16 protein-coding genes are annotated in these 18,812 nt (G+C 64.0%); 5 read left to right on the top strand and 11 right to left on the bottom strand.

Going from position 1 to position 18,812, the window contains the following annotated elements; all coding sequences use genetic code 11:
* Window positions 1-58 precede the first annotated feature (58 nt).
* The 8 genes from BGP85_RS15520 to BGP85_RS15485 form a co-directional block, all read right to left on the bottom strand.
* Window positions 59-877, bottom strand: a complete 819-nt coding sequence (locus BGP85_RS15520; protein WP_103448739.1) for a phosphoglycolate phosphatase — start codon at window positions 875-877, stop codon at window positions 59-61.
* Window positions 874-1,548, bottom strand: a complete 675-nt coding sequence (gene rpe / locus BGP85_RS15515) for a ribulose-phosphate 3-epimerase (protein ID WP_103448738.1) — start codon at window positions 1,546-1,548, stop codon at window positions 874-876. Before rpe ends, BGP85_RS15520 begins: the two co-directional genes overlap by 4 nt.
* Before the next feature lie 93 nt (window positions 1,549-1,641).
* Window positions 1,642-2,469, bottom strand: coding sequence for an ABC transporter permease (locus BGP85_RS15510; RefSeq protein ID WP_079226329.1), 828 nt, complete (start codon window positions 2,467-2,469; stop codon window positions 1,642-1,644).
* Window positions 2,470-2,480: 11 nt separating this feature from the next.
* Window positions 2,481-3,728 (bottom strand): ABC transporter permease, encoded by a 1,248-nt coding sequence (locus BGP85_RS15505; protein ID WP_103448737.1) that lies wholly within the window; start codon window positions 3,726-3,728, stop codon window positions 2,481-2,483.
* 60 nt (window positions 3,729-3,788) lie between these two features.
* Window positions 3,789-4,823 carry an ABC transporter substrate-binding protein gene (locus tag BGP85_RS15500; protein WP_103448736.1) on the bottom strand — a complete coding sequence of 345 codons (1,035 nt, stop codon included), beginning with the start codon at window positions 4,821-4,823 and terminating at the stop codon, window positions 3,789-3,791.
* A gap of 40 nt (window positions 4,824-4,863) precedes the next feature.
* Window positions 4,864-5,988 carry an ABC transporter ATP-binding protein gene (locus tag BGP85_RS15495; protein ID WP_103448735.1) on the bottom strand — a complete coding sequence of 375 codons (1,125 nt, stop codon included), beginning with the start codon at window positions 5,986-5,988 and terminating at the stop codon, window positions 4,864-4,866.
* 140 nt (window positions 5,989-6,128) lie between these two features.
* Window positions 6,129-6,758 carry a response regulator gene (locus BGP85_RS15490; protein ID WP_103448734.1) on the bottom strand — a complete coding sequence of 210 codons (630 nt, stop codon included), beginning with the start codon at window positions 6,756-6,758 and terminating at the stop codon, window positions 6,129-6,131.
* Window positions 6,759-6,768: 10 nt separating this feature from the next.
* Window positions 6,769-9,156: a PAS domain-containing sensor histidine kinase gene (locus tag BGP85_RS15485; RefSeq protein WP_103448733.1), complete on the bottom strand. Its 2,388-nt coding sequence runs from the start codon at window positions 9,154-9,156 to the stop codon at window positions 6,769-6,771.
* Between the two features lie 95 nt (window positions 9,157-9,251).
* Between BGP85_RS15485 and BGP85_RS15480 the strand changes: the two genes are divergently transcribed.
* On the top strand, window positions 9,252-10,250 hold the full coding sequence (locus BGP85_RS15480; RefSeq protein WP_103448732.1) for an alpha/beta hydrolase family protein: 999 nt from the start codon (window positions 9,252-9,254) through the stop codon (window positions 10,248-10,250).
* Window positions 10,251-10,284: 34 nt separating this feature from the next.
* On the opposite strand, the gene BGP85_RS15475 is transcribed toward BGP85_RS15480, so the two are convergent.
* Genes BGP85_RS15475 through BGP85_RS15465 form a run of 3 tightly spaced genes read right to left on the bottom strand, consistent with a single transcriptional unit; the run spans window position 10,285 to window position 12,738 of the window.
* Window positions 10,285-11,049 (bottom strand): TerB family tellurite resistance protein, encoded by a 765-nt coding sequence (locus BGP85_RS15475; RefSeq protein ID WP_103448731.1) that lies wholly within the window; start codon window positions 11,047-11,049, stop codon window positions 10,285-10,287.
* Between the two features lies 1 nt (window position 11,050).
* Entirely contained in the window at window positions 11,051-11,722 is a 672-nt protein-coding gene (gene murU, locus BGP85_RS15470; protein ID WP_103448730.1) for an N-acetylmuramate alpha-1-phosphate uridylyltransferase MurU, read from the bottom strand.
* Entirely contained in the window at window positions 11,719-12,738 is a 1,020-nt protein-coding gene (locus BGP85_RS15465) for an aminoglycoside phosphotransferase family protein (RefSeq protein ID WP_103448729.1), read from the bottom strand. Before BGP85_RS15465 ends, murU begins: the two co-directional genes overlap by 4 nt.
* A gap of 130 nt (window positions 12,739-12,868) precedes the next feature.
* On the opposite strand from BGP85_RS15465, the gene BGP85_RS15460 reads away from it, so the two are divergent.
* The 4 genes from BGP85_RS15460 to rsmA are packed head-to-tail and all read left to right on the top strand — an operon-like array spanning window position 12,869 to window position 18,738.
* Window positions 12,869-15,667, top strand: a complete 2,799-nt coding sequence (locus BGP85_RS15460; protein WP_103448728.1) for an LPS-assembly protein LptD — start codon at window positions 12,869-12,871, stop codon at window positions 15,665-15,667.
* The gene (locus BGP85_RS15455) at window positions 15,648-16,967 is read left to right on the top strand and encodes a peptidylprolyl isomerase (RefSeq protein WP_103448727.1); all 1,320 of its coding nucleotides are present in this window, start codon (window positions 15,648-15,650) and stop codon (window positions 16,965-16,967) included. Before BGP85_RS15460 ends, BGP85_RS15455 begins: the two co-directional genes overlap by 20 nt.
* Window positions 16,964-17,953, top strand: coding sequence for a 4-hydroxythreonine-4-phosphate dehydrogenase PdxA (pdxA, locus tag BGP85_RS15450; RefSeq protein WP_103448726.1), 990 nt, complete (start codon window positions 16,964-16,966; stop codon window positions 17,951-17,953). Before BGP85_RS15455 ends, pdxA begins: the two co-directional genes overlap by 4 nt.
* On the top strand, window positions 17,950-18,738 hold the full coding sequence (rsmA, locus tag BGP85_RS15445; RefSeq protein ID WP_103448725.1) for a 16S rRNA (adenine(1518)-N(6)/adenine(1519)-N(6))-dimethyltransferase RsmA: 789 nt from the start codon (window positions 17,950-17,952) through the stop codon (window positions 18,736-18,738). Before pdxA ends, rsmA begins: the two co-directional genes overlap by 4 nt.
* Window positions 18,739-18,812: the final 74 nt, after the last annotated feature.

Raw genomic sequence — 18,812 nt, 5'->3', positions numbered from 1 at the left:
GGCAAGCAGCAATGGGGTCGGGCAAGCGGACGGGCCGGCAGGCGCCGGCGGGCATAAGTCAGGCGCGCCAGCGCCAACGGGCCAGGGCCTTGATGACTTTCATCCAGAATTTGCCAGTGACCGCCACGGTGGACTCTCTGTCTTGGGAGGCTTGAAGGTCCGCCAACGTTATCCCAGTGGCCGGGTCTGCGCAACCGGGCAGCAGTGCGCGCAGGTCGTCGATCACCAGGCTGGGGGACTCCTCGGTGATCGGCCGGCCATGATTGTAGCCGTAGGTGAGGCCCACGCATTGCACGCCGGCCGCCCTGGCCGCCAGCACATCGCTGCGCGAATCGCCGACAAACAGCGACTGCTGCGGGCTGACACCGGCCATCTGCATGACGAACAGCAACGCTGCCGGGTCGGGCTTTTTCTGCGGCAAGGTATCGCCGCCGATGATCCAGCGGAAATAGCGGCCGATCTTCATCTGGTCGAGCAATGGCGCGACGAAACGCTCCGGCTTGTTGGTGATCAGCGCCATTTCCACGCCTTGCTTCTGCAGCCAGCGCAGGGTGTCCTTCACCCCAGGGTAGAGCACGGTGAGCTCATGGCTTTGGGCATAGGCATCCATGAACAGCGCCAGGCCCTTTTCCGCCAGCGCATCGTCCACGGCATCATGCTCGATGCCACCGGCCAGGGCGCGGCGCACCAGCACCTGGGCGCCGTTGCCAACCCAGTGGCGCACGGCCTCAAGGCCGGCGGGCGGGCGCCCCAGTTCGAGCAGCATGCGGTCCACGGCGGCAGCCAGGTCGGGTACCGAGTCGATCAGGGTACCGTCCAGATCGAACATCACCAGCCTGGGCAGCGTCCCCGGGAACAGCTGCTCGAAGCCACTCATGGGCGGGCCTGGGCCAGTTCGGAGCGCATCTTGGCGATGACTTCCTGGTAGTCCGGGGCGTTGAAGATCGCCGAGCCGGCCACGAAGGTGTCAGCGCCAGCGGCGGCGATTTCGCGGATGTTATTGACGTTGACGCCACCATCGATCTCCAGGCGGATATCGCGGCCGCTGGCGTCGATCAGCGCGCGGGCTTCACGCAGCTTGTCGAGGGTACCGGGGATGAACTTCTGCCCGCCGAAGCCTGGGTTGACGCTCATCAGCAGGACCATGTCGACCTTGTCCATCACGTACTTCAGGGCGTCCAGGCTGGTGGCCGGGTTGAACACCAGGCCGGCCTTGCAGCCGCCATCCTTGATCAGTTGCAGCGAACGGTCGATGTGCTGCGAGGCTTCCGGGTGGAAGGTGATGTAGGTGGCGCCGGCCTCGATGAAGTCGCCGATGATGCGGTCGACCGGGCTGACCATCAGGTGCACGTCGATTGGCGCGGTCACGCCGTACTTGCGCAGTGCGGTGCAGACCATCGGGCCAATGGTCAGGTTGGGTACGTAGTGGTTGTCCATGACATCGAAGTGAACGATGTCGGCACCCGCGGCCAGAACCTTGTCGACGTCCTCGCCCAGACGGGCGAAATCGGCAGAGAGAATGGAGGGGGCAATAGCGTAGGGCTGCATGGCGCACCTGTTGGCAGAATCACGGTGGCGCGCATTGTAACTCAGGGAAACGGATCGGGGCTGATTGGTATCAACCCCGACCACACCATTGCTTCAGGCAGGTTGTTGGGTACGAAGCTTCTCGCTACGTCCACGCAACCACTCCAGGGTCAGCAACAAGACCACCGAGAAGGCAATCAACAGGGTCGCCGCCGCCGCAATGGTCGGGCTGAGGTTCTCGCGAATGCCGCTGAACATCTGCCGTGGCAAGGTTGCCTGCTCCGGCCCGGCGAGGAACAGCGTCACCACCACTTCGTCGAACGACGTGGCAAAGGCGAACAGCGCTCCCGAGATCACCCCGGGGGCAATCAGCGGCAAAGTCACTCGACGGAAGGTCAGCAAAGGCGAGGCACCGAGGCTGGCCGCCGCACGTACCAGGTTGTAGTTGAAGCCCTGCAGGGTCGCCGACACGGTAATGATGACGAACGGCACACCCAGCACCGCGTGCACCAGGATCAGCGAGATGAAGCTGTTGCCCAGGCCCAGCGGGGCGAAGAACAGGTAGCTGGCCACACCGATGATCACCACCGGCACCACCATCGGCGAAATCACCAGCGCCATCACCAGCGACTTGCCCGGGAAATCACCACGGGTCAGGCCGATCGACGCCAGGGTGCCAAACACCATGGCCAGTACCGTGGCCGCTGGCGCCACAATGATGCTGTTCTTCAGCGCCCGCATCCACTCGGCCGAGGCGAAGAAGTCGTGGTACCACTGCAGCGAAAAGCCCTGCAGCGGGTACACCAGGAAACTGCCGCTGTTGAACGACAACGGCACGATTACCAGCACCGGCAATACCAGGAACAGCAGGATCAGACCGCAGAGGATGCGCAGGGTGTAGAACCACACCCGCTCGACGGGCGACATGTAGGGGCTCAGCATCTCAAGGCTCCTCAGCTCAGGCGCAGGCGGCTGGCGCCGACCAGCCAGCTATAGATCAGGTACAGCAGCACGGTCGCCAGCAGCAACAGCCCGCCCAGCGCGGTGGCCATGCCCCAGTTGATGCTGGTGTTGGTGTAGAAGGCGACGAAGTAGCTGACCATCTGGTCGTTCGGGCTGCCGAGCAGTGCCGGGGTGATGTAGTAGCCGATGGCCAGAATGAACACCAGCAGGCAACCGGCACCCACACCGGCGTAGGTCTGCGGGAAATACACCCGCCAGAAGCTGGCGAACGGGTGGCAGCCCAGCGAAATCGCCGCACGCATGTAGCTCGGCGAAATGCCTTTCATCACGCTGTACAGCGGCAGGATCATGAACGGCAGCAGGATGTGCACCATCGAGATGTACACCCCGGTGCGGTTGAACACCAGCTCCAGCGGCTGGTCGATGATGCCCATCGCCATCAGCGCGCTGTTGATCAGGCCGCCGGACTGCAGCAGCACGATCCATGCGGCCACCCGCACCAGGATCGAGGTCCAGAACGGCAGCAGCACCAGGATCATCAGCAGGTTGCTCTGCCGCGTCGGCAGGTTGGCCAGCAGGTAGGCCAGCGGATAGGCCAGCACCAGGCAGATGGCGGTGATCACCACACCCATCCACAGGGTGCGGGCAAAGATATCCAGGTAGATGGCCTGGTCGGGGGTGGCCTTGGCCAGCTCGCCGAGGTCATCGATACGGTGGTCGAGCGAAGCCAGCAGGTAGAACGAAGTCACCGAACTGGTATTGCGGCGGATTGCCTGCCAGTAGGCCGGGTCGCCCCAACGCTCGTCGAGAGCCTGCAAGGCATCTTTATAGGAGGCAGGTTCGGCCTTGAACGGCAGCGCCCGTGCAGTCTTGGCCAACAGGCTGCGGTAGCCGGCCAGCTCCATGTTCAGGCGTTTGGAGAGGTCGCCCAGGGTCTGGTTCTTGCGAGATTCGGCCAGGTCCTGGCTCAGTGCCTTGTAGACGTCTTCGCCCGGCAGGCTCTTGCCGTCCCACTGGCTGATCACCTCGACCGTGCGCGGCAGGCCGCCGACCACTTCCGGGTTGCCGACGCTCTTGTACAGCAGCGCCGCGATCGGCACCAGGAACACCAGCAGAAGAAACAGCGCCAGCGGCGCGATCAACGCCTGCGCCTTCCAGCGGTTGACCCGCTCGGCATGCTTGAGGCGCTGCTTGAGGCTTGGACCTGCGCCTTCGTTGAGGGGCACTGCAATGGCCATGGCGAACTCCGCGATACAGGCTGAAATTGGAGCCGCACAGCGGCCCCGCTTCCCGGGTTGTTACTTCTTCGCCGCCCAGGCGTTGAAGCGTTGCTCCAGCTGCTCGCTGTTGTCGGCCCAGAAGGCCACGTCGATCTGCACCTGGTTGGCGATGTTCTCAGGCGTGGTCGGCATGTCCTTCTTCACCGCATCGGCCAGCAGCGGGACGGCCTTGGAGTTGGCCGGGCCGTAGGCGATGTTCTCGGAGTAGGTCTTTTGTTGCTCTGGCTGCACGGTGTAGGCGATGAACTTCTTCGCTTCTTCCACATCCTTGGCGCCTTTCGGGATCGCCCAGGCGTCGAAGTCGTAGATACCGCCGTTCCACACCACCTTTAGGTTGCTCTCTTTCTGCACCGCGGCGATGCGGCCGTTGTAGGCCGAGCTCATGACCACGTCACCCGAGGCCAGGTACTGTGGCGGCTGGGCGCCGGCTTCCCACCACTGGATGCTCGGCTTGAGCTCGTCGAGCTTCTTGAAGGCGCGGTCCACACCCTCCTTGGTACCCAGCACCTGATACACATCCTTCGGCGCAACGCCGTCGGCCATCAGGGCGAACTCCAGGGTGTACTTGGCGCCCTTGCGCAAGCCACGCTTGCCCGGGAATTTCTTGGTGTCCCAGAAGTCAGCCCAGCTGGTGGGTGCGGTCTTGAGTTTGTCGGCGTTGTAGGCCAGCACCGTGGACCAGACGAAGAAGCCCACGCCGCAAGGCTGGATGGCACCCTTCACATAATCGGACTCGTTGCCGAACAGCGCCGGGTCGAGCTCCTCGAACATGCCTTCGTCGCAACCACGAGCCAGCTCTGGCGACTCCACCTCCACCAGGTTCCACGACACGCTGTTGGTGTCGACCATGGCTTTGACCTTGGCCATTTCACCGTTGTACTCGCCCGCGACGATCTTGCCCTTGCCGGCCTTCTCCCATGGCTCGTAGAACGCCTTGACCTGGGCCGCCTTGTTGGCACCGCCGAAGGAAACCACGGTCAGGTCCGCCGCCATGGCCTGGCCAGCGACGCACAGGCCGAGGGCCAGGGCGGTCAGTTTCAACTGCTTGCGCATTATTATTCTCTCCACAGTACAGGGTTGGTGAAGCAATCCATCAGTGGGCTTCGGCAATCGGATCGAGCGCGCGGGCGTGCTCCACCTCCCAGCCCAGCGGTACCACATCGCCCACGGCCAGCGCCGGGTCGAGCTCGGCGATCGGCTGCTTCACGAAGAAGTCGGCCTTGCCGCAGACTTCCAGGCGCACCCGTACGTGGTCGCCCAGGTAGATGAACTCGGCCACGCGGCCAGAGAAGCGATTGACGCAGCTTTCGCTGTGGCCGTTGAGGCGCACGCGCTCGGGGCGTACCGACAGGGTCACCGGCTCGCCGGCATGGCCGACGTTCACCGCCAGCGCCTCGACCCGCTCGCCGCGGGCCAGCTGCACCTGGCAACGCTTGCCATCGCTGGCCAGCAGGGTGCCGTTGATGCGGTTGTTCTCGCCGATGAAGTTGGCGACGAAGGTGTTGCAGGGTTCTTCATAGAGAGTGCGCGGGTCGGCGATCTGCTGGATCTCGCCCTGGTGGAACACCGCCACGCGGTCGGACATGGTCAGCGCCTCACCCTGGTCGTGGGTCACGTAGACCACGGTCACGCCGAGGCGCTGGTGAATATGCTTGATCTCCATCTGCATATGTTCACGCAGCTGCTTGTCGAGGGCGCCCAGCGGTTCGTCCATCAGCACCAGCTGAGGTTCGAACACCAGCGCCCGGGCCAGCGCCACACGCTGCTGCTGACCACCGGAAAGCTGGCCGGGGTAGCGCTTGGCGAAGGCATCGAGCTGGACCATGTTCAGTACCCGCTTGACCCGCTCGCTGATGTCGGTCTTGCTCAGGCCGCGTACGGTTAGCGGGAAGGCCAAGTTCTCGGCCACGGTCATGTGCGGGAACAGTGCGTAGTTCTGGAACACCATGCCGATGTCACGCTTGTGCGGCGGCACGTTGTTGATCGAACGCCCGGCCAGCTGGATTTCACCGGCGGTGGGGGTTTCGAAACCGGCCAGCATCATCAGGCTGGTGGTCTTGCCCGAGCCGGAAGGGCCGAGCAGGGTGAGGAATTCACCCTTGCGAATGTCCAGGTTGAGGTTTTTGACGATCAGCGATTCGCCGTCGTAGCTCTTCTGCACACCACGGAAGCTGACCAGCGTCTCGCCGGTGGCAGCGTTCGAATTCGCCTCGCTCATGCCTGCACCTTCTTGTTGGAATGACTGCGTAGGCAAAAGAGTAGAAGAGCCGCAAGCGCCCGGAAATCGGCGGTGCTGAGAGAATGCCATCATCCCGCTGGAAGATTTGTTGTAGGGCAATCCCTACAAGGATGTCGCAATCAGACCAGCTTGTGCTCCATGGCGTACTTCACCAGTTCCGCCAGCGAATTGACCTTGAGCTTCTGCATCAGCCTGGCCTTGTGGGTGCTGATGGTCTTGCTCGACAGTGCCAGCTGTTGGGCGATGTCGTTGACGTTGGCGCCCTGAGCCAGGCGCTCGAACACCGAGAACTCGCGCTCCGACAACAGCGTGTGCAGTGGCCGGCTCTCGGTCAGGCCCACCTCGAAAACCATGCGGTCGGCCAGTGCCGGGTCGATATAGCGCCCGCCCCCTGCCACCCGGCGAATCGCCGTGAGCAACAGGGCCGGGTCGCTGTCCTTGGTCGCATAGCCCGCTGCACCGGCTTTCAGCGCGCGGGCAGCCATCTGCGCCTCATCGTGCATCGACAGCATCAGGATCGCCGGGGCATCGTTCAGCGCGCGGATGCGCGGAATCGCCTCCAGGCCATTTACCCCCGGCATGGAGATATCCAGCAATACCACCTCGCAAGGCGTGTGGCGCAGGGTCTCGAGCAATTGCTCGCCATTCCCGGCCTCCCCCGCCACCTGCATGTCCTTGGCCAGGCCGATCAACTGCTTGATACCTTCCCGGACAATGGTGTGGTCTTCGGCCACCAGCACTCGAATCACGCTCGCTCTCCTACTCCAAGGGAATGGCCACGCTCAGGCTGGTGCCCTCGCCTGGTTCACTGTCCAGCGCCATGCTGCCACCGAGCATCAGCACCCGCTCACGCACGCCGACCAGGCCGAACGACGTGGGCCTGGGCTGGTCCCGGCAGAAGCCGGTGCCATCGTCACTGACGGTCATGCGCAGTTGCCCGTCTTCACGCACCAGCTCGATCTCAACGCTGTGAGCCTGGGCATGGCGCATCACGTTGGTCAACGCTTCCTGCAGAATGCGGAACAGGCCGGTGGCCTTGGCATCGCTCAATGCTGGCAGATTATCCGGTACCTGTACCAGACACGGTATCTGCGTGCGCGCTTCGAAGCGCCGCGCCTGCCATTCGATGGCCGAGGCGATGCCCGCGTCGAGGATCGGTGGACGCAACGCGGTGGCGACGTCGCGCACCAGCTGGAACAGCTGGGCGATCAGGCGCTTCATGCTGCCCAGGCGCTGGTGCAGGCCAGGATCCAGCTCGGCAAACGCCAGCTCGCACATCGACACTTCCAGCTTGAGCACGGTCAGCATCTGCCCAAGTTCATCGTGCACTTCACGGGCGATGCGGGCCTTTTCTTCTTCGCGCACGCTCTCCAGGTGCGCCGACAGCTCGCGCAGCTGCTCCTGCGACTGGGCCAGCGCCAGCTCGGCGCGCTTGCCTTGGGTGATGTCCCAGACGATACCGTCCCACGCCACCCGGCCATTGGGCAAACGCCGGGCACTGGCCTTGATGTCGGCCCAGCGCTGCTCGCCCTGACGGGTGAGGATACGCCCCTGCCACGACCAGTCCTGATCGCTGGCAATCGCCAGATCCTGGACCTGGTGATAATCGGCCCGATCGTCTGGGTGAACGAGATTGCGCAAACCCATCAGTGGGTGCTGGATCTGCGCGGGCGTGTAGCCGACCAGCGCCTCGCTGCCCTCGCTGATGTACGGAAATTCCGGCTCACCTTCGGCAGGTGCTGGCTCAAGGCGGAACACCAGGCCCGGCACGTTGCCGGCGATGCCCTTGAGCCGCGCCTCGCTTTCGCGCAAGGCCGCCAGTGCGCGATGGCGCTCGGTGACATCGGCGAGGTATACCACCAGGTATTCGGCATCGCGAAAGCGCAGGAAACTGAGCGACAGTTCCACCGGTAGCAAGCTGCCGTCGGCGCGTCGACACTGGGTTTCGAATTGTCGGGCACCGCCATCGCCGGCACGGGCGCCCTTCCACAGTTCGAGCCAGCGGTCCATGGTCAGGTTCGGCTCGAAGTCGATCAGCGGGCGCTCCAGCAGCTCGGCCTCGGCATAGCCGAGCATGTGTTCCACCGCATGGTTGGCGTAGCGTACATGGCTGTCCCAGTTGACCCAGAGAATGCCCACCGTGCTCTGATCGATGGCGAACTGGCTCAGGCGCAGTGCCTCTTCGCGCCCCTGCCGCTCGGTCAGGCTTTCCCGTGCGGCCAGCAGGCTGCGTTCCAGCTGGCGTTGCTGCCGACGCTGCCACACCAGCGTGGCCAGGGCGCACAGCAGCAACATGCCGAACAGCAAGGCCAGGTTCTGCCAGAAGCCCGGCGACTCACTCAAGCGCGGGTACTTGGGCTGCAACCAACGCTGATGAAGTTGCTCCAGTTCCTTGGCCGGCATGGCCTGCAGCCCGCGTTCGAGCACATCGGCAAGCACCGGCCAGTCGCGTCGCGAACCCACTCGCAGCAACTGCGGCAAACCAATATCACCTACCACCACCAGCTCGGCGAACTCACTTTCCCGTGATAGCCGACTCAGCTGTGCCTCATCGAGCACGGCGTAACTGGCCTGGCCACCGACCACCAGTTGCAAAGCCTCGCGCTCGCTGGGCACGCCCTGAAGATTGAGGCCGCTGTAGTTGCCACGCAGATAGTCGGCAAGGGCACTGGGCATGCGCACTGCGACGCGGGTTTCAGCATCGAGCTTTTCCAGCTCCACGGCCATCGCCCCGGTACGCGGCCCCACCACCAGCTGCGGTACTCGCATGTAAGGGTCGCTGAACAGCCACAGGCGCAAGCTGGCCGGTGTTTGCGTCAGCCCCGGGGCGAAATCGATCTCCCCCGCTTGCAAGCCATGTTCAAGGCTGGCCTGGTCGGTGAAGTTGCGCCAGGTCAGGTCCAGGCCCAGCGCTTGCCCCAGCCAGTTCACCAACTCGACGTTGGCGCCGTAAAGTTGCTGCAGGCGGCGGTCAAACTGAGCGTAGGGCGCCTGCAGCACCAAGCCGACACGCAGGCTGCGATGGCTCTCGAGCCATTGCTGCTGGGCAGGCTCCAGTGTCACCGTTGGCGGCACTTGCGGCCGTGCCAAGGCGATCAAGGGCAGGCACAACCAGCCGATAACCAACAGGCGACGCAATCGCTTCATCTACACGCTCGTCTTGGCAAGGGCGGCCATGCAGCATGGCCGCCGCGGGCAAATACTATTAGGCTGCCGGTATCATTCTGGCCTTGGGTTGATTCATGTCCACACTTTATCGCACGACGCTGGCAATGTGCTGCCTGGCCTCGCTCCTACCACTCGGCGCCCTGGCCGCTGACGCCGCCAAGCCGGAGGCACCAGCCGAGGCGCCCGCCGCCCCGGCGCCACGCCCGCCGCTGCTGGAGCGTAGCCAGGAAGACGCGCAAGCCCTGGAGCGCCTGGTGCCAAAAGCCGAACAACAGACCCTGCAGGCCGGAGCGGACAGTTTCCTGGCCCTGTGGAAGCCGGCCAACGACAGTGATCCGCAGGGTGCCGTGATCATCGTCCCGGGCGCTGGCGAGAATGCCGACTGGCCCAACACAGTCGGCCCGTTACGGCGTAAGTTCCCGGATATCGGCTGGCACAGCCTGAGCGTGAGCCTGCCCGACCTGCTCGCTGACGCCCCGCAAGCGCGGGTAGAGGACAGGCCGGCGCCAGCGCCTGAGAAGAAAGCAGGCGAAAGCGCACCGGCCAAAGACACCCCCGCCGACGCCAACGCCAACATCGCCCAGGCCACCGCCGCCGACACCGATACCGCAGAAAGCACCGACGCCGAGCAGGCCAGCGAACAGAACGACGCGGCCGATGCCGAACGCATCTTCGCTCGCCTGGATGCTGCCGTGGCCTATGCCCAACAGCACAACTCGCGCAGCATCGTGCTGATTGGCCACGGCAGTGGCGCCTATTGGGCAGCACGCTACCTGAGCGAAAAGCAACCGCCGCAGGTGCAGAAGCTGGTGATGGTTGCCGCACAGACGCCGGCCCGGGTCGAGCACGACCTGGAAAGCCTTGCGCCAACCCTCAAAGTGCCGACGGCTGACCTCTACTACGCCACCCGTACAGGGGACCGCAATGCGGCGGCGCAGCGCTTGCAGGCCAGCAAGCGGCAGAAGGACAGCCAATACAAGCAGCTGTCACTGATTGCCATGCCGGCCAACAAGGACGGTGAACAGGAGCAGTTGTTCCGCAGGGTTCGGGGCTGGATGAGCCCGCAACAGTAGTTTCAGGTTGCCATGGGCGCCCAGGCGCCCCCTTCTAGAACCCGCCCCGCTTGCGAACGATCGCATAGGCCTGGTGCAGCTCGCGGGTCCGCTCGGTCGCCTCGCGCACTTGCGCCTCGCTTGCTCCGCTGCCCGCCAGTTTGTCGGGATGATGCTTGCTGACCAGGCGCCGGTAAGCCTGCTTGACCTGGTCCCCCTCGGTGTCGGCCTCGACGCCCAGCAAGCGCAGCGCTGCCGCGAAGTTCATCACACCCGCTGACACCGGTGCCTTGCGCGGCTCGTACTCCAGTGACATCGCCTGCACCTGACGCCGGCTCAGGCCCAGCTTGTGCCCCCACTCCAGCAGCAGTTCACGCTCGTGCCGCCCAGCCTTGCCGTCGGCCCAGGCCATGCGCCAGCAGGCTCGCAAGGTACCCTCGGCGGCATGCGGCTGCAGGCGGATGCGGCGCAGGTGACCGGACAGCCGGTCTTTGCCAGCCTTGCCTCGGTTAAACGCGGCTATGGCCCGCAAACGCGCAGCCTCGGCCATGTCCAGGCGGACCATTTCCTGCCGCGCCTGCTGGATGTGCTGCTCGGCCACACGGCCATCGCTCTTGGCCAGCCGCCCGAGCAAGACGAACAGCAATTCATCGTCCTGCAAGACCGGGCGACCGCCCAGGCGCTCGCACATGTCGTCCCAGCCCTGCAAGCGAATGCGTCGGTCCATCGCCTGGCCCAACAAGGCACCGAGCAACGCACCGGGGATGCTGGCGACCGCAAAGCCTGCGCCCAGCCCGATTACCGTGCCTGGCCACCACATGTCAGGCGCGCTCGCCGATCAAGCGCTCGGCCTCGGCCAGGCGCTCCAGGGTACCGACATCCACCCAGTGGCCGCGGAAATGCTCACCGCTCACCTGGCCTGACGCCATCGCCTGGCGCAGCAACGGCGCCAGCTTGAAGGCGCCCGCCTGGCAGCCTTCGAACAAGGCCGGGTGCAGCACCGAGAGGCCGCTGAAGGTCAGCGTGCCGGGGGCGTCGTCACCATCGACCACCCGACCCTCGCTCAGACGGAAGTCGCCACGCCCGTGATGGCCGGGGTTATCGACCAGCACCAGATGCGCCAGCCCGCGCAGCGGCGCGCGCAGGAGGCTGAGGTCATAGTCGGTCCAGATATCGCCGTTGATCAGGGCGAACGGTTCATTCCCCAGCAATGGCAGGGCTTTGAAGATGCCACCGCCGGTTTCCAGCGGCTCACCTTCGGCCGAGTAGCGAATGCGTAGGCCGAACCGGCTGCCATCGCCCAGATGGTCCTCTATCTGCTGGCCAAGCCAGGCGTGGTTGATCACCACCTCGGTAAACCCGGCCGCCGCCAGCGCGCGCAGGTGATACTCGATCAGTGGCCGACCCGCGACTGGCACCAGCGGTTTTGGGGTATGCAGGGTCAGCGGGCGCATGCGCTCGCCTTTGCCTGCTGCAAGAATCATCGCCTTCATGCACGCGCTCCGTCTTGCAACTCGGCGATCAGCTGGCCCAGTTCGGCAAGCTCCGGGCGACGGCTGACCACTTCATCTATATAGGCGAAGAATCGCGGGACGTCGGCCAGATAACGCGGTTTTCCGTCACGATGGCAGATTCGCGCGAAGATACCGATCACTTTGAGATGGCGCTGCACGCCCATCAGGTCGCTGGCGCGCTGGAAATCGTCGAATACCGGCTGTACCGGAATGCCCGCAGCCTGCGCCTGCTCCCAGTAGCTGCGCAGCCAGCCTTCGACCTGCGCCTGCGGCCAGCTGAGGAACGCATCCTTGAACAGGCAGGTGATGTCGTAGGTGACCGGCCCATAAACCGCGTCCTGGAAGTCCAGTACCCCTGGGTTCGGGGTGCTCTGCATCAGGTTGCGCGGCATGTAGTCCCGGTGCACCAGTACCTTGGGCTGGGCCAGGGCGCTGTCGATCAGCAGTTGGCTGATACGCTGCCAGCTGGCTTTCTGCGCATCAGTGAGGGCCAGGCCGAGCTCGCGGCCAACGTACCACTCTGGGAACAGTTCGACTTCACGGCGCAGCAAGGCGTCGTCGTAGCTGGGCAGCGGCGCGTCCATCGGCAGGCGCTGGAAAGCCAGCAGAGCCTCGATGGCATCCGCGAACAATGCATCGGCGTTGTCAGCCTGAATGATGTCCAGGTATGTCTGGTGGCCCAGATCACCCAGCAACAGGAAACCACGTTCCAGGTCCTGCGCATGAATCTGCGGCACATGCACGCCTGCGCGGGCCAGCAGATGATCAATGGCGACGAATGGTCGGCAGTTTTCCTGTGGCGGTGGCGCGTCCATGATCACGAAGCTGTGGCCTGCGCCCTGCCAGCGGAAGTAACGGCGGAAGCTGGCATCGCTGCTGGCGGCAGTCAGGCTGCCCTCAGGCACCTCACCCCAGGCGTTGTCGCGGAAAAGCTGATCGAGCTGCTCACGGAGCCAGACGGTCAGTTGTTGCAGGCGTACATCGTGTTCAGGCATTACAAGGGTCTCCGACGGCCCTAGCCGTCAAGCGGGTCATGCTTTATTATCCAGCATCTTTTTCAGACCATCGAGAGGCGTGCGGCCCCACACGCGGGCAGATGGCACGCAGGAAGCCCGGACTAATAAGATGGCATTGAAATCCCCCGCGTTTCGTAGAAAGTTTCCGTTGCTGGTGACCGGCGGCCTGCTGGCCATGCAACCTTTGGCCACCCCCTATGTGGTGGCTGCCGAGCAGTTCGACTGCCAAGTGTCCGCCTCCGGTGGTTGGGACTGCAAGCCCAAGACCCCAGCCAACAACCTGCCTCCGCGCCCGGTGCATGAAGGCGCCGCGCTCACGTCGGGTACCGAAGCCGAGCCGGCCGAGTCCGCTGACAAGCCGATGCTGGTCACCGAGGCCAAGGGCCGTGGCCTGAAGTCGCGCAGCGAAGACTACAGCCACCTCGACTGGGTTCCACGCGAGAAGCTCACTGCAGCCCAGCTGGCCGAAACCGGCCCGTACTGCGGTGGCGCGTACATCGAGCCCACTCGCCCAGGCATGGCCGACTCCACGCCCAAGGACGAATCGCCGACCTACATCAACGCCAAGGTGTCCAAGTACCAGCAGGAGCAGCAGATCGCTACCCTCGCCGGTGACGTGGTCATGCGTCAGGGCAGCATGCAGGCCGAAGCCGACGAGGCCAACCTGTACCAGGCCGAGAACCGTGGTGAGCTCAAGGGCAACGTCAAGATCCGCGACAACGGCTCGCTGGTCGTCGGTGACCAGGCGCAGATTCAGCTCGATACCGGCGAAGCCCAGGTCGACAACGCCGAATACGTGATGCACAAGTCGCACATTCGCGGCAACGCCCTGTACGCCAAGCGTGGCGAAAACGCCATCATCCGTCTCAAGGACGGTACGTACACCACGTGCGAACCGGGCAGCAACGCCTGGCAGCTGAAGGGCAACAACATCACCCTGAACCCGGCGACCGGTTTCGGTACCGCGACAAACGTCACCCTGCGGGTCAAAGATTTCCCGGTGCTCTACACACCGTACATCTACTTCCCGATCGATGACCGTCGCCAGTCCGGCTTCCTGCCGCCGTCGTTCAGCAGCACCAGCGACACCGGCTTCATGCTGGTCACGCCTTACTACTTCAACCTGGCGCCCAACTATGACGCCACGTTGTACCCGCGCTACATGACCAAGCGCGGCATGCTGATGGAAGGCGAGTTCCGCTACCTGACCAAGTCCAGCGAAGGCCAGTTCGGTGGCGGCTACCTCAATGACGAGGACGACGACCGCAAGCTGCAGACGGACTACAAGAAAGAACGCTGGATGATCAACTGGCAGCACAAAGGTGGCCTGGACGAGCGCCTGATGACTGAAGTTGACTACACCGACATCAGCGATCCGTTCTACTTCCAGGACCTTGAAACCGACCAGATCGGCGTCAAGAGCCGGGACGTGGTCAACCAGCAAGGTGCCCTGACCTGGCGTGGCGACACTTACACCGCCCGCCTGAATGCACAAGCGTACGAGATGGCGACCCTGTCGCAGATCACCCCGTACGACAAACTGCCGCAGATCACCCTCAACGGCGCGCTGCCGTTCCATCCAGGTGGCCTGGACATGGGTTACGAAACCGAAGCGGTACGCTTTGATCGTGACCTGAAGAACGACAAGGTATTCGACAAGGACGGCAACCTCGACACCACCGCCGGTCCCGATGGCCGCCGCCTGGACCAGAACATCACTGGTATTGCGCGGGCCAACGGTACGCGCCTGAATGTCGCGCCGTCGATCAGCCTGCCGATGCAAGCCAGCTATGGCTACATCACGCCCAAGCTGAAGTATGCGTACACGCACTATGACCTCGACCTGGACAGCCAAGGCCAGGCACAGGCGATTGCGCAATCGGCCAACCCGGCATACGGCAGCTACAACAGCACGCTGAACCGTGACATTCCGATCGTCTCGGTCGACAGCGGCCTGTATTTCGACCGCAACACGTCGCTGTTCGGTACCAACTACCGGCAGACCCTCGAACCGCGCATGTACTACCTCTACGTCCCGTACAAGGACCAGAAGGACATCCCGCTGTTCGATACGGGTGAAACCCTGTTCAGCTACGACTCGCTGTTCCGCGACAACCGCTTCTCCGGCACCGACCGCATCGGTGACGAGAACAAGCTGTCGCTGGGCGTGACCACGCGCTGGATCGAGGACAACGGCTTCGAGCGTCAGAATTTCAGCATCGGCCAGGCTTACTACTTCAAGGACCGCAAGGTCCAGCTGCCAGGCATCGACTACCGTACCCGCAAGGACTCGCTGTCGGATGTGTCGCCGTACGCGTTGCTGTACAACTACTACTTCAACCGCGACTGGCGCTTCAATTCGGACTTCAACTGGGACCCGGACAGCCGCAGCACCCGCTCGGGCAGCGCGATGTTCCACTACCAGCCTGAAGACAACCCGAACAAGATCGTCAACGTCGGTTATCGCTACCGCAACGACACCATCGCCTACGACTCCACTACCGGTACCTGGAAAGTGGGCGGCGGCGACTATGGCACGCCGGGCGATCCGAACTACATCAAGGATTACTACAAGATCCAGCAGCACGACTTCTCGGTCATCTGGCCGGTCGTACCGCAATGGAACGTGATCGCCCGCTGGCAGCATGACTACAACCGCAACCGTACCCTGGAAGCCATGGGCGGCTTCGAGTACGACAACTGCTGCTGGAAGCTGCGCCTGATCAACCGTTACTGGGTCGACTACGACGACTTCAGCCAGGCTACCCCTGCAAACGAAAAAGGCGACCACGGCATCTTCCTGCAAATCGTCCTGAAAGGCCTCGGCGGCGTAGTGGGCAACAAGGTGGAATCGTTCCTCGACCAAGGCATTCAAGGTTACCGTACACGTGAAGACCAAGCTTATTGATCGACTGCGCCCGGTGTTGCTGGGCGCTGCATTGCTGAGTGGCGCGGTGCATGCCGCGGTACAACCCATCGACCGCGTGGTGGCCATCGTCGACAACGACGTGGTCATGCAGAGCCAACTGGACCAGCGTGTCCACGAGGTGCAGCAGACCATCGCCAAGCGCGGCGGCGGCGTGCCGCCGACTGGCGCACTGGAGCAGCAGGTACTGGAACGCCTGATCGTCGAGAACCTGCAGCTGCAGATCGGCGAACGTTCGGGCATCCGCATCACCGACGAAGAGCTGAACCAGGCCATCGGCACCATTGCCCAGCGCAATGGCATGTCCCTGGAGCAGTTCCGCGCCGCCCTTGCCCATGATGGCCTGTCGTTCGACGACGCCCGTGAGCAGGTCAAGCGCGAGATGATCATCAGCCGCGTGCGTCAGCGCCGCGTTGCCGAGCGCATCCAGGTTTCCGAGCAGGAAGTGAAGAACTTCCTCGCCTCGGACATGGGCAAGATGCAGATGTCGGAAGAGTACCGCCTGGCCAACATCCTCATCCCGACCCCGGAAGCCGCCAACTCGGACGACATCCAGAAGGCTGCGCGCAAGGTCGGCGACCTGTACCAGCAATTGCGCCAGGGTGCCGACTTCGGCCAGGTGGCGATTGCCAACTCGGCCAGCGAAAACGCCCTTGAGGGTGGTGAGATGGGCTGGCGTAAAGCGGCCCAGCTGCCACCGGACTTCGCCAAGATGCTCAGCAGCATGGCGGTCGGCGACATTACCCAGCCAATTCGCATCCCCAACGGCTTTATCCTCCTCAAGCTCGAGGAGAAGCGCGGTGGCGGCGAGAACGTGCTGCGTGACGAAGTGCATGTCCGCCACATCCTGATCAAGCCGAGCGAAATCCGCAGCGAAGCAGCCACCAAACAGCTGGCCGAGCGCCTGTACGACCGCATCCAGAACGGCGAGGACTTCGGCGAGCTGGCGAAGAGCTTCTCGGAAGACCCTGGTTCCGCACTCAACGGCGGCGACCTCAACTGGGTTGACCCGAACAGCCTGGTACCGGAGTTCCGCGAGCAGATGGCCAACGCCCAGCAAGGCGTGGTGACCAAACCGTTCAAGACCCAGTACGGCTGGCACGTCCTTGAAGTGCTGGGCCGCCGTGCCACCGACAGCACCGAGCAGGCGCGTGAGCAACAGGCCATGAACGTGCTGCGCAACCGCAAGTACGACGAAGAGCTGCAGACCTGGCTGCGCCAGATCCGCGACGAAGCCTACGTTGAAATCAAGCTGCCTGGCGCTGACCAGGCCGCACAGTGAAGCCCCTGCGCTTCGCCGTCACTCCCGGCGAACCAGCCGGCATAGGCCCCGACCTGTGCCTGCTGCTCGCCGCCGACGCCCAGCCCCACCCCCTGATTGCCATCACCAGCCGTGACCTGCTCGCCGAGCGGGCCGCGCAGCTGGGGCTGGCTGTCAACCTGCTGCCGGTAATGCCAGGCCAATGGCCCGACCTGCCTGCGCCTGCCGGCAGCCTGTATGTGTGGGACACACCCCTGGCCGCGCCAGTGGTGCCAGGCCAGCTGGACAAGGCCAACGCGGCGTTCGTGCTGGAAACCCTGACCCGTGCCGGCCAAGGCTGCCTTGACGGGCAATTCGCCGGGATGATCACCGCGCCGGTGCACAAGGGCGTGATCAACGAAAGCGGTATCGCCTTCTCCGGCCATACCGAATTCCTTGCCGACCTCACCAGCACCGCCCAGGTAGTGATGATGCTGGCCACCCGTGGCTTGCGTGTCGCCCTGGTGACGACGCACCTGCCGCTGCGAGACATTGCCGACGCCATCACTGCCGAGCGCGTGGAGCGGGTCACCCGCATCCTGCACGCTGATATGCGCGACAAGTTCGGCATTGCCAACCCGCGCATCCTGGTCTGCGGCCTCAACCCGCATGCCGGGGAAGGCGGCCATCTTGGCCGCGAAGAAATCGACATCATCGAGCCAACGCTGGCCCGCCTGCGTACCGAAGGCATGGACCTGCGCGGCCCGCTGCCGGCCGATACCCTGTTTACCCCCAAATATCTGGAGCACTGCGACGCGGTGCTGGCGATGTACCATGACCAGGGCCTGCCCGTACTCAAGTACAAAGGCTTTGGCGCTGCCGTCAATGTGACCCTGGGCCTGCCGATCATCCGCACATCGGTCGACCACGGCACCGCCCTGGACCTGGCCGGCAGCGGCAAGGTCGACACCGGCAGCCTGCGCGTCGCCCTGGAAACCGCCTACCAGATGGCCGAGAACCGACCATGAACGAGCAATACCAACACCGGGCGCGCAAGCGCTTCGGCCAGAACTTCCTGCACGATGCGGGCATCATCGACCGCATCCTGCGCGCCATCAACGCCAAGGCTGGCGAACACCTGCTGGAAATCGGCCCGGGCCAAGGCGCCCTGACCGAAGGCCTGCTGGGCAGTGGCGCCCAGCTGGACGTGGTGGAGCTGGACAAGGACCTGGTGCCGATCCTGCAACACAAGTTTGCCGGCCGCGGCAATTTCCGCCTGCACCAGGGCGACGCCCTGAAGTTCGACTTCAACCAGCTTGGTGTGCCGCCGCGCAGCCTCAAGGTGGTCGGCAACCTGCCGTACAACATCTCCACCCCGCTGATCTTCCACCTGCTCAGCCACGCCGGGCTGATCCGTGACATGCACTTCATGCTGCAGAAGGAAGTGGTCGAGCGCATGGCGGCCGGCCCAGGCGGTGGTGATTGGGGCCGCCTGTCGATCATGGTGCAGTACCACTGCCGGGTGGAACACCTGTTCAACGTGGGCCCGGGCGCGTTCAACCCGCCGCCGAAGGTCGACTCAGCGATCGTGCGCCTGGTACCGCACGAAGTGCTGCCCCACCCTGCCAAGGATGCACGGTTGCTGGAGCAAGTGGTGCGTGAAGCGTTCAACCAGCGTCGCAAGACCCTGCGCAACACCATGAAAGGACTGCTCGACAGCGCCGCCATCGAAGCCGCAGGCGTGGATGGCAGCCTGCGCCCTGAACAGCTCGACCTGGCGGCCTTCGTGCGCCTGGCCGATCAGCTGGCCTGATTCAGCCTGTACTGGCCTCTTCGCGACGGTTGGACGCGAAGAGGCCGCACTCCCCCGAGGCTGCGCGCCGCTGG

The organism is Pseudomonas putida (assembly GCF_002906855.1).
In the GTDB taxonomy this organism is placed as follows: domain Bacteria; phylum Pseudomonadota; class Gammaproteobacteria; order Pseudomonadales; family Pseudomonadaceae; genus Aquipseudomonas; species Aquipseudomonas putida_N.
Note: the sequence above shows the minus strand (reverse complement) of the source record. Positions and strands in the feature narration are given on the sequence as shown.

Excerpts from the sequence above, each read along its gene's own strand:
- BGP85_RS15480 (WP_103448732.1), top strand. The coding sequence starts at position 9,252 with ATGTCCACACTTTATCGCACGACGCTGGCAATGTGCTGCCTGGCCTCG.
- BGP85_RS15475 (WP_103448731.1), bottom strand. The coding sequence starts at position 11,049 with ATGTGGTGGCCAGGCACGGTAATCGGGCTGGGCGCAGGCTTTGCGGTC.
- BGP85_RS15465 (WP_103448729.1), bottom strand. The coding sequence starts at position 12,738 with ATGCCTGAACACGATGTACGCCTGCAACAACTGACCGTCTGGCTCCGT.
- rsmA (WP_103448725.1), top strand. The coding sequence starts at position 17,950 with ATGAACGAGCAATACCAACACCGGGCGCGCAAGCGCTTCGGCCAGAAC.
- rpe (WP_103448738.1), bottom strand. The coding sequence starts at position 1,548 with ATGCAGCCCTACGCTATTGCCCCCTCCATTCTCTCTGCCGATTTCGCC.
- BGP85_RS15500 (WP_103448736.1), bottom strand. The coding sequence starts at position 4,823 with ATGCGCAAGCAGTTGAAACTGACCGCCCTGGCCCTCGGCCTGTGCGTC.
- BGP85_RS15485 (WP_103448733.1), bottom strand. The coding sequence starts at position 9,156 with ATGAAGCGATTGCGTCGCCTGTTGGTTATCGGCTGGTTGTGCCTGCCC.
- BGP85_RS15510 (WP_079226329.1), bottom strand. The coding sequence starts at position 2,469 with ATGCTGAGCCCCTACATGTCGCCCGTCGAGCGGGTGTGGTTCTACACC.
- BGP85_RS15520 (WP_103448739.1), bottom strand. The coding sequence starts at position 877 with ATGAGTGGCTTCGAGCAGCTGTTCCCGGGGACGCTGCCCAGGCTGGTG.
- murU (WP_103448730.1), bottom strand. The coding sequence starts at position 11,722 with ATGAAGGCGATGATTCTTGCAGCAGGCAAAGGCGAGCGCATGCGCCCG.
- BGP85_RS15495 (WP_103448735.1), bottom strand. The coding sequence starts at position 5,988 with ATGAGCGAGGCGAATTCGAACGCTGCCACCGGCGAGACGCTGGTCAGC.
- BGP85_RS15460 (WP_103448728.1), top strand. The coding sequence starts at position 12,869 with ATGGCATTGAAATCCCCCGCGTTTCGTAGAAAGTTTCCGTTGCTGGTG.
- BGP85_RS15505 (WP_103448737.1), bottom strand. The coding sequence starts at position 3,728 with ATGGCCATTGCAGTGCCCCTCAACGAAGGCGCAGGTCCAAGCCTCAAG.